This is a genomic window from Kitasatospora cathayae, from assembly GCF_027627435.1.
GTDB lineage: Bacteria > Actinomycetota > Actinomycetes > Streptomycetales > Streptomycetaceae > Kitasatospora > Kitasatospora cathayae.
The window spans coordinates 4,698,666-4,720,928 of record NZ_CP115450.1; the positions used below are offsets into that span (position 1 = coordinate 4,698,666).

The window sequence follows — 22,263 nt, forward strand, 5'->3', positions numbered from 1 at the left end:
GCAGCAGGCCGGCGAGGTGCCCAACGCCGGGCCGTCCCGTAGGCAGGACCCGGGCGTCGGGTGGCCGTCGGCGATCCAGTTGAGTCCGCCCCGCGGGTAGGGGGCAGCCGACGTGCGATCCGGCTGCCAGCCCTAGCCATGTGTCAACCATGAGCGCTTTGAGTCCAAACCACCTCTGTTGTTGAGCCGAACAGCTGACGACCACTATGAGGAAGGTCGACCCAGCGGGTGCCCCTCAGCAGCGGCTGTGGGACGCCCGTGGCAGGCAGCCGGCTTCCTGGGCATGTACGCGACCAAGGATGCCGAGGTCGCCATCGGCACCCTGGACCGCCGTTCGGCTGCTCGCCCAGATCGCCCACTACGACATCCCCGAGCCCGCCCGCCGGCTCACCCGCACCTGCTGGAACCTCGGCGCCCGCCCCGAACGGGCGGAACTCCGCCTCCGTACCTGGGCCCACATGCGCGGCTTCCGGGGCCACTTCTCCACCAAGACCCGCGAGTACTCGACCACCCTCGGCGCTCTCCGCGACGCCCGCGCCGCCTGGCGTCGTGCCCAGACCCTCGAACATCTCCACGGCTCCGACGCCCCGGCCACCGACGACACCACGCTCGTCCTGGACCACTGGACCTTCGCCCCTCGGCCTCACCCGCGGCGAGGCTTAGCTCACTCAAGCCCTGCAACCCGCACCCGGCACGGAAGGAGGACCCACCCATGGCTGACGTGCTGTTGGCCCGGCCCGTCCTCTGCCGGGTATCCGACGCCGTACACGTCCTGAACCTGAGCCGGACGGTCATCCACGACCTGATCCGCATCAGGCTGAGGCCGTTCTGAAGGCGGCGGAGAAGACCGCCATTGAGGAGGGCGACCCCGTCTTCCACTCCGCTGCCGGGAAGGAGCCGGACCCGTCCCACGTCCGCCGGGCCTTCCGCTCAGCCATCGCCAAGGCCGAGGGAGTGAACGCCGGCGAATGGACGCCCCGTGAGCTACGCCACAGCTTCGTGTCCCTGCTCTCGGACAGCGGCGTGCCCCTGGAGGAGATCTCCCGACTCGTCGGCCGCTCCAGCACGGCTGTCACCGAGGAGGTCTACCGGAAGCAGATCCGCCCGGTGATCCAGACCGGGGCAACGGTCATGGACGGCCTGTTCGCCCAAGACTCTGAGGCTTAGTCACTCAGTTGGTCACGCACAACGCCAGAGGGCCTACCGGATTTCTCCGATAGGCCCTCTGGACTGGGTCGGGGTGGCGGGATTTGAACCCACGGCCTCTTCGTCCCGAACGAAGCGCGCTACCAAGCTGCGCCACACCCCGGTCTTTCTGTTTGTCGCTCCGTCTCCTTCGCGACGAGTAGAACTCTACCGGACGCTCGCCGAGACACGAAATCCGGTTTCGGGCGGGCGTCCGGTAGAGGTCAGCGGGGGGTGGGGGTGAGGGTGAGGAGGGTGGCCTCCGGGGGGCAGGCGAAGCGGACCGGGGTGTAGCGGTTGGTGCCGCAGCCGGCGGAGACGTGGAGGTAGGAGCGGTGGCCGCCGGCCTGGTGGGTGGAGAGGCCCTTGACCCGGCGGGTGTCGAGGTCGCAGTTGGTGACCAGGGCGCCGTAGAAGGGGATGCAGAGCTGGCCGCCGTGGGTGTGGCCGGCCAGGATCAGGGGATAGCGGTCGGCGGTGAAGGCGTCGAGGACGCGCAGGTAGGGCGCGTGGACGACGGCGAGGGAGAGGTCGGCGTCGGTGGAGGGGCCGCCGGCGACCTCGGTGTAGCGGTCGCGGCGGATGTGCGGGTCGTCGAGGCCGGTGAACTCGAGGTCGAGGCCGTTGAGGGTGAGGCGGCCGCGGGTGTTGGTCAGGTCGAGCCAGCCGGCCGCGTCGAAGCCGTCGCGGAGCTTCTCCCAGGGGTTGTGGACGGCGCCGGTGATGCCGCGGTTGCCGGTGCCGTCGGGGTTGTTCATGCCGTGGACGCCGCTGCGCATGGCCTGGAGGTAGCGGGCCGGGTTCTTGCGGGCCGGGCCGTAGTAGTCGTTGGACCCGAAGACGTAGACGCCCGGGAAGTCCATGAGTGGGCCGAGCGCGTCGAGGGTGGCCGGGACGCCGAGCGGGTCGGAGAGGTTGTCGCCGGTGTTGACCACCAGGTCCGGGCGCAGGCCGGCCAGGCTCTGCAGCCAGCGCTGCTTCTTGCCCTGCCCGCTCACCATGTGGATGTCGGACACCTGCAGGATCCGCAGCGGCTTGGCGCCGTGGGGCAGGACGGGGACCTCGACCCGGCGGAGCCGGAAGGCACGCACCTCGTACCCGACGGAGTAGGCGAGGCAGGCGGCGCCGGCGGCGGCGACACCGAGGGGAACGGAGTACAGCGGTCGCATCAGCCCATGCTCTCAGACGGCGGATCAGCTGGTGAACGTCCGGTGGCCCGCTGCGGAAACGGGCCCCGCCGCGGAAACGGTCCCGGCCGCGGGCTCCTCGGATTCCCGCCGGGCGCGCAGGGCCCGAACCTTGTTGCGGTTGCCGCACCGTTCCATCGAGCACCAGCGCCGCCGCCCGGGCCGCGAGGCGTCGACGAAGAGCAGTCGGCAGTTGTGCCCCCCGCACTCCCGGATCCGGTCCGCGTACGGGCCGGTGAGCAGGGCGATGGCGTCCCGGGCGAGGGTGGAGACCAGCTGCGCCCCGTCGGCGGGCAGCGGGGCGGCCGCAGTGCCGTCCGGGGCGATCTGCGGGACGAGCGACGGGTGGGCGGCGGCCCGGTTGAGGGCGGCGTGGTCCTCCGGGGTGCCGGTCGTGCCGTGGGCGCGGGCGGCGGTCAGCCGCCAGAGGGCGTCGCGCAGGGTGCGGGCGGCGGCGAGCTGGTCGGCGGAGATCCGTACGGCTCCGGCGGGCAGCCGCAGCCGGGAGTGCGGGAGCCAGTCGGCGAGGTCGGACGGGCGGTGCAGGGCCTCGAAAACGGCGAGGTCGCCGGGGCCGCCGGTGGTGAGCAGTTCGAGGCAGAGGGCGCCGGGGTCGAACGGGAAGCTGGTGCCACCCGGAGTGCTGAGGACCAGGCCGGGCGCGGGGTCCGTGGCTCCGTCTCGATCGGTCATGTAACCAGGGTAAGTGGTTACACGACGCCCGGGCGGTGCTCGGCGCTTAATGACAAGCGACGGAACGGCGCAGGTGGGAGACTCGTGGCCATGACGACGCTCAAGGCGCAGCTGCAGGAGGACCTCACGGCTGCCATCAAGGACCGGGACGAGCTGCGCTCGTCCACCATCCGGCTCACGCTGTCCGCCGTCACCAGTGAGGAGGTGGCGGGCAAGGAGAAGCGCGAGCTGTCCGACGCCGATGTGCTCAAGGTGATCACCCGCGAGGCGAAGAAGCGCCGCGAGGCGGCCGAGGCCTTCGAGCAGGGCGGCCGGGCCGACCAGGCCGCGCGGGAGCGCGCCGAGGGCGAGGTGCTGGCCTCCTACCTGCCCAAGCAGCTGTCGGACGAGGAGCTGGCCGCGATCGTGGCGGCCGCCGTGGCCGAGAGCGGGGCGAGCGGCCCGCAGGCGATGGGTGCCGTGATGAAGCTGGTGAAGCCGAAGGTCGACGGCCTGGCCGAGGGCGGCCGGGTGGCCGCCGCGGTGAAGGCCGCCCTGGCCTGAGCGGGGCGCACCAGCGCGCACGAAACGTAGACGGCGAAGGGGCGCCCTCCGGAAGATCCGGAGGGCGCCCCTTCGCCGTTCCTACTGGGGACAGCCGGGCGGCCGGGGGAGCAGGTCAGCCGTTGCCGCCGCCGTGCTTGCCGCCGTTCCCGTTCCCGCCGCCGATCATGCCCGGCGGGAGGGTGAACCCTCCTCCTATCACCCCACCGGCGCCGCCGTTGCCCGGCCCGGCCACCGGCGGCGCCGGGTTCGGGGCCGGCGGCTGCGGCTGGGTGTTGGGGTCGGCGGGCGGGGTGTTGCCCGGCGGGGGCGTGGCCGGCTGGGGGTCCGGGATGTTGGTGGTCTGGATGGGCTCCAGGGGCGAGCCCTTGAGCGCCTGGTTCATCGCCATCTGCCAGATCGGACCGGGGCCGTCGGCGCCGAACACCTCGTCGAAGTGCTTGCCGCCGATGTTGATGTTCTTCATCTTGACGCCGCCGGCCGGGCCGCCGAGCCAGACCGCGGTGGCCAGCGACGGGGTGTAGCCGTCGAACCAGGCGGCCTTCTTCTCGTCGGTGGTTCCGGTCTTGCCGGCGATCTTGCGGCCGTCGTCGAGGCCGAGCGCGGCCGCGGTGCCCTTCTCGGTCACGTTGAGCAGGACGGTGTTGAGCGAGTCCGCGGTCTGCTCGGAGAAGACCTGGTTGCACTGGGACTGCGGGACCTTGATGTCCTTGCCGTCGACCGTGGTGATCCTGTTGATCGCGATCGGGGTGCAGTACTTGCCGCGGGCGGCGAAGGTCGCGTAGACGTTCGCCATCGTCAGCGGGGAGAGCTCCAGGGTGCCGAGGACCATCGAGGGCACTTCCTGGAACTGGTCGCCCTTGGCGGACTGGGTGATGCCCAGCTTGTTCGCCATCTGCTTCATGGCGCAGAGGCCGACCTGCTGCTCCATCTCCACGAAGTAGGTGTTGACCGAGAGCGCCATGGCCTGCTTGAGCTCGTACGGACCGACCTCGCTGGCCGACTCGTTCTTCACCGTGGCCTTGGGCTTGTCGGTGTTCTTCCAGGTGCCGTTGCAGGTCGACATCTGGGGATAGTCGATCTTGTTCTCGGACGGGAACTGCTGGGTGTTCGACATTCCCGCCTCCAGCGCCGCCGCGGCGAGGATCGGCTTGAAGGTCGAACCGGTCTGGAAGCCGTTGCCGCCGCCCATCGAGGCGTCGACGTTGAGGTTGACGACGGTCTGGTTCTTGTTCGGGTCCAGGCCGTACGGGCGGGTCTGGGCCATCGCCAGGATCTTGCCGGTGCCGGGCTCCATCATGGTCGCCGCGGCCGACACCTGGTCGGTCACGTTGACCTTCTTGGTGACGGCGTTCTGGGCGGCGGCCTGCTTGTCCGGGTCCAGCGTGGTGTAGATGTTCAGACCACCGGTGTCCCACAGCTTCTTGCGGTCGTCGGCGTTCTTGCCGAAGGCCGGGTCCTGCTTGACCACGTGGCGGACGTAGTCGCAGAAGAAGCCCATGCCGGCCTGGGCGGTGATGCAGCCGTTCTGCGGGTCCTTGTACTTCAGGCCCAGCGGGGCGGCCTTCGCCTCCTTCGCCTGGTCGGCGGTGATGTGCTTGTTCTCCAGCATCTTGTCGATGACGACGTTGCGGCGCTTGATCGTGTTGTCGGGATAGCGCACCGGGTCGTACTGCGACGGGTTCTGGACCAGGCCGGCGAGGGTGGCGGCCTCGGCGATGGTCAGGTCCTTGTTGCTCTTGCTGAAGTAGCGCTGGGACGCGGCCTCGACCCCGTAGGCCTGGTGGCCGTAGAAGGTGATGTTGAGGTAGTTGGTGAGGATCTGGTCCTTGGTCAGGTCCTCCTCCAACTTGATCGCGACCTTGAGCTCCTGGATCTTGCGGCCCAGGGTCTTGCGCTGGGCCTCCAGGACGGCGGCCTGGTCGTCGCCGGCCTTCTCCACGTTGACGTTCTTCACGTACTGCTGGGTCAGGGTGGAGGCGCCCTGGGCGGCGGTGCCGCTCTCCGCGTTCTTGCCGACGGCGCGCAGGACGCCCTTGAGGTCGACGGCGCCGTGCTCGTAGAAGCGGGCGTCCTCGATGTCGACCTGGGCGTGCCGCATGTACGGCGACATCTGGTCGGCGGTCAGCACGGTGCGGTCGCGCTCGTAGACCTTCGCGATCAGGCCGCCCTTGGCGTCGAAGATCTGGGTGGCCTGGGTGAGCGGCGGGGTCTTGAAGTCGTCGGGGATGTTCTGGAAGCTCTCCGCCGTGTCCTTGGCGGTCAGCCCCATGGCGCCGACGGCCGGCAGGGCGAGGCCTGCCAGCAGGACTCCGGAGAGCACGCTGACGCCCAGGAACTTCACGCCGTTGCCGACGTGGTCCATCGGTGATCCGCTGCTCCTGCGGCGCGGAGCTCCGGGGTTGCCTGGGGGCTGGGATGCCGGTGGGCGCTTCGGTGCCATGGGGAGAACCCTACGTCCCCGAATCCCGCACATCGGGGCAGGTGTTCGCCTACGCTTGTCACAAGCTTGCGACAGCTTCGGTGCGTCAACATCATTCACTCTTGTGAGTGGGGAGACTTGCCCGAATTGCCCGATATTGCACGGGTTTTGAGGCGGCTGAGGCCTGCCGTGTTCAAGTGAGCGGTTGCACTCCGTGACGGCTTCTGTGGCGAGAGTGGAGACCTCGCGCCTGGCAAGGGCCACGACCTGCGATCACTCCAACGAGTGAGATGACAGATACCCATAGTCCGATCGGGTCATTCGAGATTGAGCCCGAAGGGGCTGTTGCAAGCTGTCCATCTTCCGTAACGTCCTCAACTGGCAACGGTGAATATGCCGTTGCCGCCGTGGGGGAGCCTCGAATCATCGGGAGAGGACGGCGCCGGCATGGGCTGGGTTGACGACTGGAGTGCGCAGGCCGCCTGCCGCACGAGTGATCCGGACGAACTGTTCGTCCAGGGGGCGGCACAGAACCGGGCGAAGGCGGTGTGCAGCGGTTGCCCCGTCCGTACGGAGTGCCTCGCGGACGCGCTGGACAACCGGGTGGAGTTCGGCGTGTGGGGCGGGATGACGGAGCGCGAGCGCCGGGCGCTGCTGCGCCGCCGCCCGACGGTCATCTCGTGGCGCAGGCTGCTGGAGACGGCCCGTACCGAGTACGAGGAGTCCCTCGCGACCGGCGTGATACTGACGGACTACGCCCAGGCGGGCTGAACCCGGGCTGAACCCCGGCGGCGGTACGCCGGCCGTGCCGGTTGCGTCGACCGTGCCGGTGGCATCGGCCTCGCCGGCCACGCGGGCCGCGTCGCCCGAGCCGGTCCCCCGGGGTGGCGCTCACGCCGAGCCGCTGAGCCGCTCCCCGATGGCCCGCAGCCCGTCCAGGTCGTGCACGTCGCCCGGCAGCGCGGCCACCTCCACGATCGGCACGTCGGGATACACCGAGACGAAGCGGTCCCGGGTGCGCCGCTCGCGCCCCATGATCTGCATCCGCTCGGCGTGCAGCCGCAGCAACCCGGCCGCGAGCAGCTCCGCCTCGGGCGAGGAGTGCTCCGAGCCGTTCTCCTCCAGGGCCTCGGCGGCCGCCAGCGCCCGCTCCGCGGTGAGCTGCGGAGCGCCAGTGCTGTGCACCCGGTTGAGCACCAGCCCGGCCAGCGGCATCCGGTCCGCAGCGAGCCGGTCCACGAAGTACGCCGCCTCGCGCAGCGCGTCCCGCTCCGGCGCCGCCACCACCAGGAACGCCGTGCCCGGTGCCTTGAGCAACTGGTAGGTGCGGTCGGCGCGCTCGCGGAAGCCGCCGAACATCGAGTCCATCGCGCTGACGAAGGTCTGCACGTCGGTGAGCAGCTGGGCGCCGAAGATCTTGCCCAGGGTGCCGGTGAGAAGGCCCATCCCGGCGTTGAGGAACCTCATCGCGCTGCGGCCGCCGACCTTGGCCGGCGCGGTCAGGATCCGGATCACCCGGCCGTCCAGGAAGGACCCGAGCCGGTTGGGCGCGTCCAGGAAGTCCAGCGCCGAGCGGGACGGCGGGGTGTCCACCACGATCAGGTCCCACTCCTCGGCGGCGCGCAGCTGCCCGAGCTTCTCCATCGCCATGTACTCCTGCGTGCCCGCGAAGCCGGCCGACAGGGACTGGTAGAACGGGTTGTCCATGATCGCCCTGGCCCGTTCGGGCTCGGAGTGGGCCAGCACGACCTCGTCGAAGGTCCGCTTCATGTCGAGCATCATGGCCTGGAGCTCCCCGTCGCCGGTGACGCCCTTGACCACCCGGGGAGTGTTGTCCAGCTCGGTCAGGCCCATCGACTGGGCCAGCCGCCGGGCCGGGTCGATGGTCAGCACCACGACCTTGCGCCCGCGCTCGGCGGCCCGCAGGCCGATCGCCGCGGCGGTGGTGGTCTTGCCGACGCCGCCGGAGCCGCAGCAGACGATGATCCTGGTCTTCGGGTCGTCGAGCAGCGCGTCCACCGCGAGCCGACTGCCAGTGCCCCGCACGCCGTCCGACGTCGCGCCGCCGGCCGTCGTCGTACCGCCGTTCGTCGTACCGCCGTTCGTCGTGCCGCCGTTCGTCGGAGTCACGCCGCCCCCTGCCGCTTCAGTTCGCCCGCCAGCCGGTACAGCCCGCCGAGGTCCACGCCCTCGCCCAGCAGCGGCAGTTCGTACGTCGGGAGTCGCAGCTGCTGCAGGTCGGCGCGCTGCTCGCGCTCCAGCTCGACCCGCTCGGCGTGCTCCCTGGCCTGCTCCAGCAGCGGGTCGAGCAGCGGCTCCACCGCGGCCCGGACCGTCTCCGCCTTCCGCGAGCGGCCGCCCAGCCCGGCCTCGCCGAGGGCCAGCGCCACCTCCTCGCGGTGGTCCCCGTCCACCGCGGCTACCGCCGCCGCGTCCAGCACCGGTGGCCGGACCATGTTGACCATCACCCCGCCCACCGGGAGCTTCGCCTCGCGCAGCTCCGCGATGCCGTCGACCGTCTCCTGCACCGGCATCTCCTCCAGCAGGGTGACCAGGTGCACGGCGGTCTCCGGCGACCGCAGCACCCGCATCACGGCCTGCGCCTGGGTGTGTATCGGGCCGATCCGGGCCAGTCCGGCGACCTCGGAGTTGACGTTCAGGAACCGGGTGATCCGCCCGGTCGGCGGGGCGTCCATCACCACCGCGTCGTACCGGCGCCGCCCGTCCGGGCCCTTGCGGCGGGCCGCCTCGCAGGCCTTGCCGGTGAGCAGCACGTCCCGCACGCCGGGGGCGACGGTGGTGGCGAAGTCGACGAAGCCGACCTTCTGCAGCGCCTTGCCGGCCCGGCCGAGCTTGTAGAACATCTCCAGGTACTCGAGCAGCGCCTGCTCGGTGTCGATCGCCAGCGCGAGGACCTCGCCGGCGTGTGCCCCGCCCGCGGGCGCCTCCCCGGCCGGCAGTCCCAGCTGGGGGCGGGAGACCGAGGCGATCCGGCGCTCCTCGTACGGGAGCGCGGCGATCCCGAACAGCTCGGCGATGCCCTGCCGACCCTCGACCTCGATCAGCAGCACCCGTCCGCCGTCGGCGGCCAGGGCCAGGGCCAGCGCGGCGGCCAGCGTGGTCTTCCCGGTGCCGCCCTTGCCGCTGACCACGTGCAGCCGGACCCCCTCCCAGTCGGGGTCGCGCCGGGCCGCCTGGCCGGGAGTGCGTGCCACGCTGCGTCTCCGTCCGTCTCCATCCCTACGGGTGTCCCCTCCCGCGAGGCGCCCCTGCCGGGGGTGCCCGCGCGCGGACGGGGTGCCCCTCCATGAGGGTGCCCTCTCGCGAGGGTAACCAGGGAGCGCTCCCGATGCCCGGAGCACCTGGGGTGCCAGGGCTGAATCATGCCCCCTTTGTGCCCCACCTCACACGCCGGTCGGCGGGCGGCGGCGATCGCCGGGACGGCTCGTCTAGAGTCTGGCCATGACCAAGTGGGAATACATGACGGCACCCCTGCTCGTGCACGCCACCAAGCAGATCCTGGACAACTTCGGCGAGGACGGCTGGGAGCTCGTCCAGGTCGTGCCGGGCCCGAACCCGGAGCAGCTGGTGGCCTACTTCAAGCGGGAGAAGAACGCATGAGCCAGGTCGAGTCGAAGCTCGCGGAGCTGGGTCTGACCCTGCCGCCGGTGGCCGCCCCGGTCGCCGCGTACGTGCCGGCCGTGCAGTCCGGTGAGTTCGTGTTCACCTCCGGCCAGCTGCCGGTCGTCGGCGGCAAGCTGCCGAGCACCGGCAAGGTCGGCGCCGAGGTGTCCGCGGAGGAGGCCAAGGAGCTCGCGCGGACCTGTGCGCTGAACGCCCTGGCCGCCGTGAAGTCCGTGATCGGCGACCTGGACCGGATCGAGCGCGTCGTGAAGGTCGTCGGCTTCGTCGCCTCCGCCCCCGACTTCACCGGCCAGCCCGCCGTGATCAACGGCGCCAGCGAGCTGCTCGGCCAGGTGCTGGGCGAGGCCGGTGTGCACGCCCGCAGCGCGGTCGGCGTCGCGGTGCTGCCGCTGGACGCCCCGGTCGAGGTCGAGATCCAGGTGCGCGTCAAGAACGCTTGAGCGTGATCGCGGAGGCGGGGTTGGGCCTGTCCAACCCCGCCTCCGTGCGCTTAGCATCCGGGCATGGACCATCGAGCAACGACGCTCCCGATGCCGCCCGGCTGGCCCGCCCGGATCCGGGCGGTCGACTCCGGCCTGCTCACCCCGGCGGTGCCCAGGCCCGCCGCGACGGTCGTGCTGCTGCGCGACTGCGCCGACGGGCCGGAGGCCTACCTGCTGCGCCGGCGCACCTCGATGGCCTTCGCGGCCGGGATGTACGCCTACCCGGGCGGCGGGGTGGACCCGCGCGACGCCGAGGTCGAGCCGGGCTGGGCCGGGCCCCCGCCCGAGGAGTGGGCGCGCCGGCTCGGGGTGGACGCCCGGACGGCCCGGGCGGTGGTGTGCGCGGCCGTGCGCGAGACCTTCGAGGAGGCCGGCGTGCTGCTGGCCGGCCCCGACGCGGAGAGCGTCGCCGAGCCGCGCGACTGGTCCGCGGAGCGGGCCGCGCTGGAGGCACACGAGCTGTCCTTCGCCGAGTTCCTGCGGGACAACGGCCTGGTACTGCGCAGCGACCTGCTGGGCGGCTGGGCCCGTTGGATCACCCCGGAGTTCGAGGAGCGGCGCTACGACACCTGGTTCTTCGTCGCCGCCCTGCCCGCCGGTCAGCGCGCGGCGCTCGAGGTCGGCGAGGCCGACCGGGTCGCCTGGCTGACCCCGACCGAGGCGGTCCGGGGTTACCGGGAAGGCCGGTTCGGCATGCTGCCGCCGACCGTGACGGTGCTGCGCGAGCTGACGCCGGTCCGGACCGCCGCCGAGGCGCTGGCAGCGGCCGCCGGGCGGACGCTGGAGCCGGTACTGGGCCGGGCCGAGGTCCGCGGCGACCGGATGACGGTCCGCTGGCCCGGGTACGACGAGCTGACCATCGACGGGGAGTTCCCGGAGGACTCCTGACCGGAGGCGCCTGACCTCGGGGCACCTGAGTTGGGGTGGCCGAGTCGTGAACACCCGACCCGACGCCTGCCCCGCGATTCCTGACCACCACTGAAGAGATGCCGATCAGACGATCAGAAAGGACCGACGACCGATGAACCACAACGACGTGGCTCGCCGGACGGCCCCCGAGCTGCCCGCCCGCCGACTGATCCCCCGTTCCCCGGCCTGCGAGAGCCAGGTCCCGTTCGTCGAGGTCGCCCAGCGCGCCCTCGTCCGGGTCCTGCCGCTGCGGGCCCTGCATCGCGACGGCGGAGGCGGCCGGTGAACGAGCGGAGCGGGCGAACCACCGAGAGGTGCGCGTTGCGCGCAGCGCCCACCGAGCGCAGCGAGGCGGGCGCATGAGTGGACTCCTGCCTGGTGACCCCGCCGCCGTGGTCGGCGGCGAGGCCACCCCACGGGCGCTGTGCGTGCTGGCGCCGAACCCGTCGCCGATGACGCTGGACGGCACCAACACCTGGCTGCTCTCCGAGCCGGGCTCGGACCTCGCGGTGGTGATCGACCCGGGCCCGCTGCACGAGGGCCACCTGCGCCGGGTGGTCGACCTCGCCGAGGAGCGCGGCAAGCGGATCGCGCTCACCCTGCTGACCCACGGCCACGCCGACCACTCCGAGGGCGCGGCCCGCTTCGCGGAGCTGACCGGCACCGAGGTGCGGGCCCTGGACCCGGCGCACCGGCTGGGCTCCGAGGGCCTGGTCGGCGGCCAGCGCCTGGACGTCGGCGGCCTCGACCTGCGGGTGGTCGCCACTCCCGGCCACACCTCGGACTCGCTGACCTTCCACCTGCCGGACGACGGCGCGGTCCTCACCGGGGACACCGTGCTCGGCCGCGGCACCACGATGGTCGCCCACCCCGACGGCCGGCTCGGCGACTACCTGGACTCGCTGCGCCGCCTCCACACGATGGCCTCCGCGCACGGCGTCCGTACGGTGCTGCCCGGCCACGGCCCGGTGCTCGCGGACGCGCTCGGCGCCGTCGACTACTACCTGGCCCACCGGGCCACCCGGCTCGCCCAGGTGGAGACCGCGGTCGAGGCGGGCTGCCGGACGGCCGCCGACGTGGTCGCCAGGGTCTACGCCGACGTGGACCGGGCGCTCTGGCCGGCCGCCGAGCTGTCGGTGCGCGCCCAGCTGGAGTACCTGGAGGAGCACGGGCTGATCCCGGACCAGGACTGAGCCGGAAACGCGGAAGGGCCCGTCCGTCCGGACGGGCCCTTCGCGGTACTGCTCTTCGCGGTGCTCGGAGCGTCAGCGTCGAAGCGTCAGCGCGAGCGGCGCGACAGCCGCTCGACGTCCAGCAGGACCACCGCGCGCGCCTCCAGCTTCAGCCAGCCGCGGCCGGCGAAGTCGGCCAGCGCCTTGTTGACCGTCTCGCGGGAGGCGCCGACCAGCTGGGCCAGCTCCTCCTGGGTGAGGTCATGGGCGACGTGGATGCCCTCCTCGGACTGCACGCCGAAGCGGCGGGAAAGGTCCAGCAGGGCCTTGGCGACGCGGCCGGGCACGTCGGAGAAGACCAGGTCGGACATCACGTCATTGGTCCGGCGCAGTCGGCGGGCGATGGCCCGCAGCAGCGCGATGGAGACCTCGGGGCGGGCGTGCAGCCAGGGCTGCAGGTCGCCGTGGCCGAGGCCGAGCAGCTTGACCTCGGTCAGCGCGCTGGCGGTGGCGGTGCGCGGGCCCGGGTCGAACAGCGACAGCTCGCCGATCATCTCGCTGGGGCCGAGCACGGCCAGCATGTTCTCGCGGCCGTCCGGCGAGGCGCGGTGCAGCTTCACCTTGCCCTCGGCGACGACGTACAGCCGGTCGCCCGGGTCGCCCTCGTGGAACAGCGACTCACCACGGGCGAGGGTGACCTCGGTCATGGAAGCGCGCAGCTCGCCGGCCTGTTCGTCGTCGAGTGCCGCGAAGAGTGCGGCGCGCCGCAGAACGTCGTCCACGTGCTTCCTCCTTCTCGGCCGTCCGGCGGGTGGGCCGTCCGGCGCAAGTTCCGTTCAGTGTTCTGCATCACCAAGCATGGCGCATGTCGCTCCGATCATATGAGGAGGGGGTGTGTCCGGGGGTGCGGTGCGGGGCCATTCGTACCGGCGGGTCACGGGGTGGGGCGCCCGGCGGGCGTCGGCCGGTCGAACGCCGGTTCGCCGGGATCGAACAGGGAGTCGCCCACCGCCGTACGGGCGGAGAGGACGGCGTGCCCGGCCCGGTGGGCGCTGGTCAGGCCCGCCGCGCGCAGGGCGGTGAGGTGCTGGGAGACGGCGGCCGGGGACAGCCCGGTCCGGCGGGCCAGCTCGGTGGTCGAGGCCGGGGAGTCCAGCTCGGCCAGCAGCCGGGCCCGGGACCGGCCGAGGACGGCGGCCAGCGCCTCGGTGCGCGCCGCCGGGTCCGGCCGCTCCTCCCACAGCGCGGCCGTGCCGCGCGCCGGGTAGATCAGCTGCGGCGGGTCCGGCGGCAGTACCCGGGTGAGCACCCGGGGCCAGGCGAAGGCCGAGGGGAGGAGCAGCAGCCCGGCTCCGGCGGTCAGCCGGGTGACGGCGCAGTGCCGTTGCTCCAGCCGCAGCGCGGCGCCGTCCCAGCGGACCGTCCCGTGCAGTTCGTTCAGCATCCGCGCGGTGCCGTGCTCGGCGGCCTGTCGGGAGCGGTGGAAGACGTCCGCCGCCAGTAGCGCCCGGATCCGGGCCCAGTACGGGGCGAGCGCGAGTTCCCAGTACGCCTCGATCTCGGCCGCCAGCCTGGGCAGCTGGCCGGCCGGGTCACGGTGCAGCGGTGCCAGCGCGGCGGGCAGCCGGCCGCCGGCCTCGGCGGCCAGGACGTCGAGGTCGGCCCGGACCTGCTCGGCGCCGGTCGCGGTGATCGCGGCCAGCTCCTCGGCGAGCGTGGTCGAGCAACCCGCCGGGGCGGGGTTGAGGAAGTCGGGCAGGTGGCCGTCGGGCGGGACCATCGCCGCCAGCCGGCCCCGGTCCAGCCCGGTGGCGGCCAGCCGGGCCCGCACCTGCCCGGCCCAGCGGCGGTGCAGCGCGGGCGCGGGGGAGTGGGCGAGCGCGCGCAGGCTGGTCACCACCTCCTGCATCGGGCTGACGGCGAACCGGGTCAGTGCCAAGTCCTGGGTGGAGAACTGGAGTTCCGTCCGCATCCGCGGGCCCCCTTCGGAAGATTCGGCCCCAGCTTAATCACTGGTGGCGGGCCCGGGCCGGGGCGCAGGATGCCCGCGTCCCCACCGATCCGTACGAAAGCCGGTGACCCGATATGTCCATCACCCCCGAGGCCCGCGAGCGGGCGCTGCGGCTGCGCCAGCTCGTCGCGGAGGGCCTGCTCGTCCTGCCCAACGCCTGGGACGCGGGCAGCGCCGCGGTGATCGCCTCGGCCGGCGCCCGGGCGATCGCCACCACCAGCGGCGGCGTCTCCTGGTCGCTGGGCCACGGCGACGGCCAGCGGATGGACCGTGCGGCGGCGGTCGAGGCGGCCCGCCGGGTGGTCGCCGCGGTGGACCTGCCGGTCACCGTCGACGCCGAGGGCGGGTACGGGCCGCTCCCCGCCGACGTGGCCGCGACCGTCACCGAACTGGTCGGCGTCGGCGCGGCCGGGGTCAACCTGGAGGACTCGACGGCCGTCGGCGGGCCGCTGTTCCCGGTGGCCGAGCAGGCCGAGCGGCTGCGCGCGGCCCGCACCGCGGCAGCGGCAGCCGGACTGCCCGAGCTGCTGGTCAACGCCCGTACCGATGTGTTCCTGTTCGGACTGGGCGGGCTCGAGGACGTGCTGGTCCGGGCAGAGGCCTACGCCGCGGCGGGCGCCGACGGCCTGTTCGTCCCCGGGCTGCTGGACCTCGACGCCCTCACCGAACTGTGCCGGCGCTCCCCGCTGCCGGTGAACGCGATGGCCGGGGCGGGCGGGCCGACCGTCACCGAACTCGCCGCCACCGGGGTGCGGCGGATCAGCGTCGGCACCGGCCTCGCCCAGGCCGCGTACACCACGGCCCACCGGGCCGCCGTCGAGCTGCTCGGCGCCGGGACGCTGAGGGAGCTCGACGGGGCGCTCGGCTTCGGGGAGTTGAACGGGCTGTACTAGCTAGTCGAACGGACTGTACTGACTTGCGTCAGTCGATGAAGCCCAGCTCGGCGAGGCTCTGCTCGATCCGGGCGTGGTGGGCGGCCTCCCAGTCGTCCAGGGTCTCGGCGGCCTCCTTGGCCAGCTTCGCCCGGGCCGCCGCCAGGGCCCGCGCCCGTTCGGCGGCCGGCACCACCACGACGCCCTCCTCGTCGGCCACCACGATGTCGCCGGCCGCCACCAGCACGCCGCCGCAGCGCACCGGGGCGCCGTGGGTGCCCAGCTGCTTCTTCGCTCCGGGGATCGGGATGACGCCCCGGGCGACCACCGGGAAGCCCATTTCGCGCACCTCGCCGAGGTCCCGGATCAGGCCGTCGGCCACGAAGGCGGCGACGCCCCGGCGCTGCGCCACGGCGCAGACATTGCCACCGGCCAGCGCGTAGTCCAGGTCGCCGGACTCCACCACGATCACCGAGCCGGGCTCGGCCCGGTAGATCGCCGCGTGCAGCATCAGGTTGTCGCCGGGCGGGCACTGCACGGTGAAGGCCGGTCCGGCCACCCGGGGCATGCCCGTCCACAGCGGGCGCAGGCCGATGTCCATGACCTGGGCGCGGCCCAGGACGTCGGCCAGGGTGGTGGTGGGAATGTCCGCGAAGTCCTTGAAGTCCCCGTCCATGCTTCCTCTTTCCTCCGATGGTCAGACCGTCAGAAGACTAGGGCGTGGGTGGACGGGGGTTCCGGGGCTCCGACGTTCCTCAGTGTTTTACATATAAATTATCCGCTAATCTTTCTCCATGGCCACAATCGCCCAGTTCCGGCAGGCACTCCGGGTCGGCCCGCCAGGGGACATCTGGCACAAGCCCGCGCTCAGCGCCGTGGTGACCCTCGGCGTCCTCGACCTCACCCTGCTCGCCCTCGGCCGGCTCGACCTCGCGCTCTACACCTCGGCCGGCGGACTCGGCGCCCTGTACGGGCACGGCCTGCCCTACCGGGCCCGGGCCCGGACCCTGGCCGGTGTGCTGCTCGGCACCGTGCTCAGCACCGCCGCCGCCCTCACCGCCGCCGCGCTGACCCGTGACCCGGTGGTGCTGGTCGTGGTGGCCGCCGTGCTCGCCGCGCTGCACAGGCTGTGCTGCGACGCCGCCCGGATCGGCCCGCCCGGCAGTCTGATCATCACCTTCACGACCGCCACCTGCGCCTTCGTTCCCCAGCACCCCGCCGATCTGCCGCCGCACCTGGCGCTCACCGTGCTCGGCGCCGCACTGGCCTGGCTGGTCGGCATGGCCCCCGCGTTGCTGCGCCCGTACGGGCCCGAGCGGATCGCCACCGCCCGCGCGCTGGAGGCCGCCGCCCGGCTGGTCCGCACCGCGCCCGGCACCCCCGACGCGGCCGCCCGGACCGCCCTGGTCGGCGCGGTCGACGCGGCCCGGCAGAGCCTCGTGCTCTCCTCCCCGGCCCGGTGGCGCGCCCTCGGCGACGCGCCCGAGCGGCTGCTCCTGCGCGCGGAGTCGGCCCTGGCCGCACCCGTCGACCCGGCCGACGACGCCGGTGCCGCCGCCGATGCCGGTGCTGTCGCTGGCGCCGATGCCGCCGGTGCTGCCGATGCCGCCGCCGAGCGGTACTCGGCCTGGGCCCGCGAGCTGCGCCGGGGCCGTCCGCTGCCGCTGCTCGACCTCACCGAGGCGGAGGCCGCCGAGCTGAGCACCCACCGCCCCGACTCCCGGCTGGCCCCGCGTCGGACGATGCGTCAGGCGCTGCGCCCCGGCTCCACGCTGCTGCCGATCGGCCTGCGGGTCGCGGTCGGCTGCGCCGCCGCCGGATGGCTCTCGCTGGCCTTCGGCGTCGGCCGACCGTACTGGGCGGTGGTCACCGCGGCCTCGGTGTTCCAGGCCAACAGCACGCTCTCCTGGCAGCGCGCGCTGCAGCGGGTGCTGGGCAACCTGATCGGCCTGGTGCTGTTCACCGCCGTGCTGCCCGTCGCGCACTCCGGCTCGGTGGCGCTGATCGCACTGGGGCTGCTGTGCCAGTTCGGCGCGGAGGCGACGATCGCCCGCAGCTACTGGCTGGCCACCGTGTTCGTCACCCCGATGGCACTGCTGATGACCGAGTTCGCGGGCCCCCAGCCCGCCCGGACCCTGGCCGCCGACCGCTGGCTGGACACCTGCGTGGGCGCGCTCACCGGCCTCGCCGCCTGCCTGCTGGTCACCAACCGCCGCACCGCCGCCCGGCTGTCCCGCGCCCTGGCCGGCGCCGAGACCGCAACCCGGGAGGCCCGGGCCGCCATCGCGGCCGTCGAGACCGTCGGGGCCGTTGCGACCTCCGGGGCCAGCGCGGCCGTCGGGGCCGTTGCGACCTCCGGGGCCAGCGCGGCCGTCGGGGCCGTTGCGACCTCCGGGGCCAGCGCGGCCGTCGGGGCCGTCCGGCCCACCGACTCCGAAGCCGTGGCCGCCCGCACCGGACTGGCCAGCGCCCTGCTGGAACTGCGCGAGGCCGCCGACACCGCCACCGGCGAGTGGCGCCGCCCCGCCCTCCCGCACCAGCGCGCCGCCGACACCGAGCAGCACGCCCACCAGCTGCTGGCCGCCCTGCTGGAGCGGCGCGGCGCCGGAGTGCGCACCGTCGGGCCCTAGGATCGACGGACGGCCGGTGGTCGGCCGCAGAACGGGAGCAGCGCACGTGGAGGACGTCGTCGCAGGTGTGCTGCGCCAGTGGGAGCGCGCCTACCCGGGCCTGGACACCGGCCCGATCGCCGTCCTCGGCCGGATCAACCGCTGCGCCGCGCTGCTCCAGCAGACGCCCGACCCGCTCACCCGGGCCGGCCTCACCCGCGCCGAGTTCGACATCCTCGGTGCCCTGCGCCGGGTCGACGTCGAGCTGACGCCCACCCAGCTGGCCCGCGAGAGCTTCGCCTCCGGCGCCGCCGTGACCAAGCGCCTGCGGCTGCTGGAGGAGCGCGGGCTGGTCAGCCGCCGCACCGACGACCGTGACCGCCGGGTCGCCCACCTCTCACTCACCGACGCCGGCCGAGAACTGGTCGACGGCCTGATCCAGGAACTCGTCGCCTACGACCGTGCCCTGCTCTCCGGCCTCACCCCCGACGAACAGGACCGCCTCGCCGAGGCCCTGGCCGGCCTGCTCAACACCCTCGAGGGCACCATCGGCCGCCCCCTGCGGTGAACGCGGTGCATCCGGTGAACGCGGTGAACGCCCTCCGGCCGGACCCGGTCATGTCCTCGGCCAACAGGCCCTGATCACCCGTTCTCCCCCCAGCCGGACCGCTCTCCTTTGCGCAACAGCCGCCCCGGTAGGCCCTTTTCCCTCCTTGATCGGCCCCAAGCGGTCCGCCGCTCGGCGTAGCCTTCGTGCATGGCAGAGAGCAAGGCCCGGAAGACCGCGACCAAGCCGGCCGCGGAGCACGCCGAGAAGCAGGCCGTGAAGTCGGCCGTGAAGCCTGACGTGAAGCAGGCGGCGAAGCCGGCGGTGAAGCCGAGGAAGCCGGAGTCGCACCTGGCGATGGTGCGACGGGCCCGGCGGATCAACCGCGAGCTGGCGGAGCTGTACCCGTACGCGCACCCGGAGCTGGACTTCGAGAACCCGTTCCAGCTGCTGGTCGCCACCGTGTTGTCGGCGCAGACCACCGACCTGCGGGTGAACCAGACCACCCCGGCCCTGTTCGCGAAGTACCCGACGCCCGAGGACATGGCGGCGGCGAACCCGGAGGAGCTGGAGGAGATCATCCGTCCGACCGGCTTCTTCCGGAACAAGGCGAAGTCGCTGATCGGCCTCTCCACGGCACTGCGCGACGAGTTCGGCGGCGAGGTCCCCGGCCGGCTGGCCGACCTGGTGACCCTGCCCGGGGTCGGCCGCAAGACCGCCAACGTCGTGCTCGGCAACGCCTTCGGCGTCCCCGGCATCACCGTGGACACCCACTTCGGGCGGCTGGCCCGGCGGTTCGGCTGGACCACCGAAGAGGACCCGGTGAAGGTCGAGCTGGCCGTCGCCGAGATCTTCCCGAAGTCGGAGTGGACGATGCTCTCGCACCGGGTGGTCTTCCACGGCCGCCGGATCTGCCACTCCCAGAGGCCCGCCTGCGGGGCCTGCCCGATCGCGCCGCTCTGCCCCGCTTACGGGGAGGGCGAGCTGGACCCGGAGAAGGCCCGCAAGCTGCTCAAGTACGAGATGGGCGGCCATCCCGGCCAGCGGCTGAAGCCACCGGCGGACTTCCCCGGCGAGGCGGCCGCCCGCGCCGACGCCGCCGCCCACCACGGGCAGGTCGCGGACCTGGCGGTGGACGCGTGACCGCCGGACTCATCGAGCGGAGCGGCCTGCCGGGCTGGCTGGAGCCGGTCCGGGACGCGGCCGAGCGGGTGCTGCCGGAGCAGCTGAGCCGTTTCCTGCCGCCGCGCGAGGGCGGCCGGGCGGCAGCCGTGCTGATGCTGTTCGGCGAGGGCCCGGACGGGCCGGACCTGCTGCTGATCGAGCGCGCCCGCTCGCTGCGCTCGCACGCCGGCCAGCCGTCCTTCCCGGGCGGCTCGCTGGACCCGGAGGACGGCGACCCGGACGGCCCCGGCCCGATCGCGGCGGCGCTGCGCGAGGCCTGGGAGGAGACCGGCCTGGACCCGGCCGGGGTGCAGGTCTTCGCCGCGCTGCCCCGGCTGTACATCCCGGTGAGCAGCTTCGTGGTGACCCCGGTGCTGGGCTGGTGGCGCGAGGAGTCGCCGGTGCGCCCGGTGGACCAGGGCGAGACCGGCGCGGTGTTCCGGGTCACGATCGCCGACCTGGCCGACCCGGCGAACCGGGTCCGGCTGCGGCACCCGTCCGGGCACATCGGACCGGCCTTCGCGGTCGCCGGGCGGCTGGTCTGGGGATTCACCGCCGGGGTGATCGACCGGGTGCTGCACCACAGCGGGCTGGAGCTGCCCTGGGACCCGTCCCGGATCGTCGACCTCTCGGACGACGCGCTCGCGCTCGTCCAGGGTGACCTCGAACACTCCCGTGCCCTGCCGGGCGGCGACGCCGACCGCTCGTGACGGTCCGTCGGCGCGGCAGGGGCGCGAAGCGTGGGAGGGTGTCGGAGTGAACGTCCTGGATGTGCTGCTGATCCTCGCCGCCGTCGGATTCGCCATTTCGGGCTACCGGCAGGGCTTCGTGGTGGGCGTCCTGTCACTCGTCGGCTTCCTCGGCGGCGGTCTGCTGGCCGTCCAGCTGCTGCCGCTGCTGCTCGACCACCTCAGCCCCGGCACCACGGCCTCGGTGGTGGCCGTCGTGGTGGTGATCGTCTGCGCCGCGATCGGGCAGGCGATCACCGCGCACTTCGGCTGGAAGCTGCGCGGCCACATCGACCGCCGTCCGGCCCGGCTGCTGGACGCGTCCGGCGGCGCGGTGGTCAACGTGATCTCGATGCTGCTGGTGGCCTGGCTGATCGGCTCCGCGCTGGCCGGAACGTCCCTGCCGACGGTCTCCAAGCAGGTCCGGTCCTCGGCGATCCTCGGCGGCGTCCAGGACGCGCTGCCCAGCGACGCGCCGAACTGGTTCTCCGACTTCTCCAAGGTGCTCGCCCGCAACGGCTTCCCGCAGGTCTTCAACCCCTTCGAGCACGAGCCGATCACCCAGGTCGACACCCCCGATCCGGCGCTGGCCAACAGCCCGGCGGTGGCCAAGGCCCGGCAGAGCCTGGTCAAGGTGGTCGGCACCGCGCCCTCCTGCGGCAAGACCCTGGAGGGCAGCGGCTTCGTCTTCGCCCCGCACCGGGTGATGACAAACGCCCACGTGGTCGGCGGCGTCGACGAGCCGACCGTGCAGATCGGCGGCGTCGGCCAGCTCTACGACGCCACGGTGGTCCGCTACGACTGGCAGCGCGACATCGCCGTCCTGGACGTGCCCAAACTGAACGCGCCCCCGCTGACCTTCGCGGGCGAGGCGAGGACCAACGACAGCGCGATCGTCGCGGGCTTCCCCGAGAACGGTGCCTTCAACGTCCAGCCCGCCCGCATCCGCGGCCGGATCCAGGCCAACGGCCCGGACATCTACCACCGCGGCCAGGTGGTGCGCGACGTCTACTCGGTGCGTTCGCTGGTCCGCCAAGGCAACAGCGGCGGTCCGCTGCTCACCCCGGACGGCCAGGTGTACGGCGTGGTGTTCGCCAAGTCCCTGGACAGTGCCGACACCGGGTACGTGCTGACCTCGGCCGAGGTGCGCGAGGACGCGACGGCGGGCAGCAGCGCGACCACCAGGGTGGACACCGAGGGCTGCGCGCTCTGACGGTCCGACCGTCGTCCCGCCCCGCGATCCGCCGGTGCGGGATCCGTCGATCCGTCAGTCCTCCCTGGTAGCCTCGGCCGCGCTCACCCGTTCGGCTCAACCGGGTTGCCGTCCCGGAGTGAGTCAACGGGAGGTCGTGGCAGTCCGATGATGGGTCATTCACACGCGGTGAGCGGGGCGATGCTGTACGCGGCCTCGGCCCCGTTCCTGCCTCCGTTGCTGCTGCACACCACGCTGCAGCCGGCGGACATACTGATGGGCACGGTGCTGTGCGCGGGCGCGGCGCTGCTGCCGGACCTCGACCACCACGACGGTTCGATCGCAAATTTCCTCGGACCGGTGTCCAAGGCACTCTGCCGCTTCGTGGCCTGGGCCTCCGGTGGGCACCGGCACGCCACGCACTCGCTGCTGTTCGTCGCGCTGATGGGCGGCGGCACCTGGGCCGGCGTCACCTTCCTGGGCCGCTACTTCACCCTTTCGGTGACCTTCTTCCTGCTGGCCCTGGCGATCCGCGCACTGCGGCTCTGCCCGCCGAGCAACGGCCCCGAGGCATGGATCACCGTCATCGGCCTGGCCGCGCTCGGCACCTTCGGGATGAACACCTGGATGCCCAACGCGCCCGGCTGGCTGCCGTACGCGGTCGGACTGGGCACGCTGGCGCACCTGCTGGGCGACTGCCTGACCAAGAAGGGCGCGCCGCTGCTGTGGCCGCACAAGGAGCGCTACGAGATCGTGCTGATCAAGCGCAGCGGCAACAACGTCGAGACCAAGGTGCTGGTGCCGATCATGTCGGTGGCGACCTTCGTCCTGCTCTGGTTCACCGCGCTGTCGCCGACGATCGTGAACTGACCTGCTGGCGACCGACTGGCTGACGCCTGCCG

22 protein-coding genes, 1 tRNA gene and 2 pseudogenes are annotated in these 22,263 nt (G+C 72.9%); 16 read left to right on the forward strand and 9 right to left on the reverse strand.

All coding sequences use genetic code 11. The annotated features are described in order from the left end of the window. Positions 1 to 299: 299 nt before the first annotated feature. Both O1G21_RS20875 and O1G21_RS20880 read left to right on the forward strand, forming a co-directional pair. A pseudogene (locus O1G21_RS20875) lies at positions 300 to 593 on the forward strand (replication initiator); the annotation flags it as partial. A gap of 262 nt (positions 594 to 855) precedes the next feature. Continuing rightward, a pseudogene (locus O1G21_RS20880) lies at positions 856 to 1,167 on the forward strand (tyrosine-type recombinase/integrase); the annotation flags it as partial. Positions 1,168 to 1,235: 68 nt separating this feature from the next. Here the strand turns inward: O1G21_RS20880 and O1G21_RS20885 are convergent. The 3 genes from O1G21_RS20885 to O1G21_RS20895 all read right to left on the reverse strand — a co-directional run bounded on the left by O1G21_RS20885 (position 1,236) and on the right by O1G21_RS20895 (position 3,065). After that, positions 1,236 to 1,309 (reverse strand) — tRNA-Pro (locus O1G21_RS20885). 100 nt (positions 1,310 to 1,409) lie between these two features. Continuing rightward, positions 1,410 to 2,354 carry a metallophosphoesterase gene (locus O1G21_RS20890; RefSeq protein ID WP_270145999.1) on the reverse strand — a complete coding sequence of 315 codons (945 nt, stop codon included), beginning with the start codon at positions 2,352 to 2,354 and terminating at the stop codon, positions 1,410 to 1,412. Positions 2,355 to 2,378: 24 nt separating this feature from the next. Next, on the reverse strand, positions 2,379 to 3,065 hold the full coding sequence (locus O1G21_RS20895; RefSeq protein WP_270146001.1) for a CGNR zinc finger domain-containing protein: 687 nt from the start codon (positions 3,063 to 3,065) through the stop codon (positions 2,379 to 2,381). 90 nt (positions 3,066 to 3,155) lie between these two features. On the opposite strand from O1G21_RS20895, the gene O1G21_RS20900 reads away from it, so the two are divergent. Next, on the forward strand, positions 3,156 to 3,608 hold the full coding sequence (locus tag O1G21_RS20900; RefSeq protein WP_270146002.1) for a GatB/YqeY domain-containing protein: 453 nt from the start codon (positions 3,156 to 3,158) through the stop codon (positions 3,606 to 3,608). 115 nt (positions 3,609 to 3,723) lie between these two features. Here O1G21_RS20900 and O1G21_RS20905 read toward each other — a convergent pair whose 3' ends face one another. Next, entirely contained in the window at positions 3,724 to 5,973 is a 2,250-nt protein-coding gene (locus tag O1G21_RS20905; protein ID WP_270146003.1) for a transglycosylase domain-containing protein, read from the reverse strand. Positions 5,974 to 6,477: 504 nt separating this feature from the next. On the opposite strand from O1G21_RS20905, the gene O1G21_RS20910 reads away from it, so the two are divergent. Further along, complete coding sequence (locus tag O1G21_RS20910) at positions 6,478 to 6,801, forward strand: WhiB family transcriptional regulator (RefSeq protein ID WP_030240986.1); 324 nt, start codon at positions 6,478 to 6,480, stop codon at positions 6,799 to 6,801. 120 nt (positions 6,802 to 6,921) lie between these two features. On the opposite strand, the gene O1G21_RS20915 is transcribed toward O1G21_RS20910, so the two are convergent. Both O1G21_RS20915 and O1G21_RS20920 read right to left on the reverse strand, forming a co-directional pair. Beyond that, the gene (locus O1G21_RS20915) at positions 6,922 to 8,160 is read right to left on the reverse strand and encodes an ArsA family ATPase (RefSeq protein ID WP_405000685.1); all 1,239 of its coding nucleotides are present in this window, start codon (positions 8,158 to 8,160) and stop codon (positions 6,922 to 6,924) included. After that, positions 8,157 to 9,245 (reverse strand): ArsA-related P-loop ATPase, encoded by a 1,089-nt coding sequence (locus tag O1G21_RS20920; protein ID WP_270146006.1) that lies wholly within the window; start codon positions 9,243 to 9,245, stop codon positions 8,157 to 8,159. Before O1G21_RS20920 ends, O1G21_RS20915 begins: the two co-directional genes overlap by 4 nt. 247 nt (positions 9,246 to 9,492) lie before the next feature. Here O1G21_RS20920 and O1G21_RS20925 point away from each other — a divergent pair, with 247 nt between their 5' ends. From O1G21_RS20925 to O1G21_RS20945, 5 genes are all read left to right on the forward strand, one after another. After that, positions 9,493 to 9,651 carry a DUF4177 domain-containing protein gene (locus tag O1G21_RS20925; protein ID WP_094743074.1) on the forward strand — a complete coding sequence of 53 codons (159 nt, stop codon included), beginning with the start codon at positions 9,493 to 9,495 and terminating at the stop codon, positions 9,649 to 9,651. Beyond that, positions 9,648 to 10,115: a RidA family protein gene (locus tag O1G21_RS20930; protein ID WP_270146008.1), complete on the forward strand. Its 468-nt coding sequence runs from the start codon at positions 9,648 to 9,650 to the stop codon at positions 10,113 to 10,115. The genes O1G21_RS20925 and O1G21_RS20930 overlap by 4 nt, the downstream gene beginning before the upstream one ends. Positions 10,116 to 10,178: 63 nt before the next feature. Then, positions 10,179 to 11,045: an NUDIX hydrolase gene (locus O1G21_RS20935; protein ID WP_270146010.1), complete on the forward strand. Its 867-nt coding sequence runs from the start codon at positions 10,179 to 10,181 to the stop codon at positions 11,043 to 11,045. Between the two features lie 133 nt (positions 11,046 to 11,178). Beyond that, entirely contained in the window at positions 11,179 to 11,352 is a 174-nt protein-coding gene (locus O1G21_RS20940) for a hypothetical protein (protein ID WP_270146012.1), read from the forward strand. A 73-nt stretch (positions 11,353 to 11,425) separates the two neighbouring features. Further along, entirely contained in the window at positions 11,426 to 12,259 is an 834-nt protein-coding gene (locus O1G21_RS20945; RefSeq protein ID WP_270146013.1) for an MBL fold metallo-hydrolase, read from the forward strand. A gap of 86 nt (positions 12,260 to 12,345) precedes the next feature. Here O1G21_RS20945 and O1G21_RS20950 read toward each other — a convergent pair whose 3' ends face one another. Further along, positions 12,346 to 13,020: a Crp/Fnr family transcriptional regulator gene (locus tag O1G21_RS20950; RefSeq protein WP_030288117.1), complete on the reverse strand. Its 675-nt coding sequence runs from the start codon at positions 13,018 to 13,020 to the stop codon at positions 12,346 to 12,348. A 152-nt stretch (positions 13,021 to 13,172) separates the two neighbouring features. Continuing rightward, positions 13,173 to 14,210, reverse strand: a complete 1,038-nt coding sequence (locus tag O1G21_RS20955) for an ArsR/SmtB family transcription factor (RefSeq protein WP_270146016.1) — start codon at positions 14,208 to 14,210, stop codon at positions 13,173 to 13,175. Between the two features lie 113 nt (positions 14,211 to 14,323). Here O1G21_RS20955 and O1G21_RS20960 point away from each other — a divergent pair, with 113 nt between their 5' ends. Continuing rightward, positions 14,324 to 15,142: an isocitrate lyase/PEP mutase family protein gene (locus tag O1G21_RS20960; protein ID WP_270146018.1), complete on the forward strand. Its 819-nt coding sequence runs from the start codon at positions 14,324 to 14,326 to the stop codon at positions 15,140 to 15,142. 28 nt (positions 15,143 to 15,170) lie between these two features. Here O1G21_RS20960 and O1G21_RS20965 read toward each other — a convergent pair whose 3' ends face one another. Next, positions 15,171 to 15,797 carry an RraA family protein gene (locus O1G21_RS20965; RefSeq protein ID WP_270146020.1) on the reverse strand — a complete coding sequence of 209 codons (627 nt, stop codon included), beginning with the start codon at positions 15,795 to 15,797 and terminating at the stop codon, positions 15,171 to 15,173. 118 nt (positions 15,798 to 15,915) lie between these two features. Here O1G21_RS20965 and O1G21_RS20970 point away from each other — a divergent pair, with 118 nt between their 5' ends. From O1G21_RS20970 to O1G21_RS20995, 6 genes are all read left to right on the forward strand, one after another. After that, positions 15,916 to 17,751, forward strand: a complete 1,836-nt coding sequence (locus O1G21_RS20970; RefSeq protein ID WP_270146022.1) for an FUSC family protein — start codon at positions 15,916 to 15,918, stop codon at positions 17,749 to 17,751. A gap of 46 nt (positions 17,752 to 17,797) precedes the next feature. Continuing rightward, the gene (locus O1G21_RS20975) at positions 17,798 to 18,298 is read left to right on the forward strand and encodes a MarR family winged helix-turn-helix transcriptional regulator (RefSeq protein WP_405000686.1); all 501 of its coding nucleotides are present in this window, start codon (positions 17,798 to 17,800) and stop codon (positions 18,296 to 18,298) included. 189 nt (positions 18,299 to 18,487) lie between these two features. Next, on the forward strand, positions 18,488 to 19,420 hold the full coding sequence (gene nth, locus O1G21_RS20980) for an endonuclease III (protein WP_270146023.1): 933 nt from the start codon (positions 18,488 to 18,490) through the stop codon (positions 19,418 to 19,420). Further along, positions 19,417 to 20,151 carry an NUDIX hydrolase gene (locus O1G21_RS20985; RefSeq protein ID WP_270146025.1) on the forward strand — a complete coding sequence of 245 codons (735 nt, stop codon included), beginning with the start codon at positions 19,417 to 19,419 and terminating at the stop codon, positions 20,149 to 20,151. Before nth ends, O1G21_RS20985 begins: the two co-directional genes overlap by 4 nt. Before the next feature lie 46 nt (positions 20,152 to 20,197). Beyond that, the gene (locus tag O1G21_RS20990) at positions 20,198 to 21,382 is read left to right on the forward strand and encodes a MarP family serine protease (protein WP_270146027.1); all 1,185 of its coding nucleotides are present in this window, start codon (positions 20,198 to 20,200) and stop codon (positions 21,380 to 21,382) included. Positions 21,383 to 21,529: 147 nt separating this feature from the next. Beyond that, on the forward strand, positions 21,530 to 22,231 hold the full coding sequence (locus O1G21_RS20995) for a metal-dependent hydrolase (protein WP_270146029.1): 702 nt from the start codon (positions 21,530 to 21,532) through the stop codon (positions 22,229 to 22,231). Positions 22,232 to 22,263: the final 32 nt, after the last annotated feature.

Bases quoted from the DNA above. Each gene is read 5' to 3' on its own strand.
- O1G21_RS20890 (WP_270145999.1), bottom strand. From the start codon at position 2,354: ATGCGACCGCTGTACTCCGTTCCCCTCGGTGTCGCCGCCGCCGGCGCC.
- O1G21_RS20895 (WP_270146001.1), bottom strand. From the start codon at position 3,065: ATGACCGATCGAGACGGAGCCACGGACCCCGCGCCCGGCCTGGTCCTC.
- O1G21_RS20900 (WP_270146002.1), top strand. From the start codon at position 3,156: ATGACGACGCTCAAGGCGCAGCTGCAGGAGGACCTCACGGCTGCCATC.
- O1G21_RS20905 (WP_270146003.1), bottom strand. From the start codon at position 5,973: ATGGACCACGTCGGCAACGGCGTGAAGTTCCTGGGCGTCAGCGTGCTC.
- O1G21_RS20910 (WP_030240986.1), top strand. From the start codon at position 6,478: ATGGGCTGGGTTGACGACTGGAGTGCGCAGGCCGCCTGCCGCACGAGT.
- O1G21_RS20925 (WP_094743074.1), top strand. From the start codon at position 9,493: ATGACCAAGTGGGAATACATGACGGCACCCCTGCTCGTGCACGCCACC.
- O1G21_RS20930 (WP_270146008.1), top strand. From the start codon at position 9,648: ATGAGCCAGGTCGAGTCGAAGCTCGCGGAGCTGGGTCTGACCCTGCCG.
- O1G21_RS20935 (WP_270146010.1), top strand. From the start codon at position 10,179: ATGGACCATCGAGCAACGACGCTCCCGATGCCGCCCGGCTGGCCCGCC.
- O1G21_RS20940 (WP_270146012.1), top strand. From the start codon at position 11,179: ATGAACCACAACGACGTGGCTCGCCGGACGGCCCCCGAGCTGCCCGCC.
- O1G21_RS20945 (WP_270146013.1), top strand. From the start codon at position 11,426: ATGAGTGGACTCCTGCCTGGTGACCCCGCCGCCGTGGTCGGCGGCGAG.
- O1G21_RS20955 (WP_270146016.1), bottom strand. From the start codon at position 14,210: ATGCGGACGGAACTCCAGTTCTCCACCCAGGACTTGGCACTGACCCGG.
- O1G21_RS20960 (WP_270146018.1), top strand. From the start codon at position 14,324: ATGTCCATCACCCCCGAGGCCCGCGAGCGGGCGCTGCGGCTGCGCCAG.
- O1G21_RS20965 (WP_270146020.1), bottom strand. From the start codon at position 15,797: ATGGACGGGGACTTCAAGGACTTCGCGGACATTCCCACCACCACCCTG.
- O1G21_RS20970 (WP_270146022.1), top strand. From the start codon at position 15,916: ATGGCCACAATCGCCCAGTTCCGGCAGGCACTCCGGGTCGGCCCGCCA.
- nth (WP_270146023.1), top strand. From the start codon at position 18,488: ATGGCAGAGAGCAAGGCCCGGAAGACCGCGACCAAGCCGGCCGCGGAG.
- O1G21_RS20995 (WP_270146029.1), top strand. From the start codon at position 21,530: ATGATGGGTCATTCACACGCGGTGAGCGGGGCGATGCTGTACGCGGCC.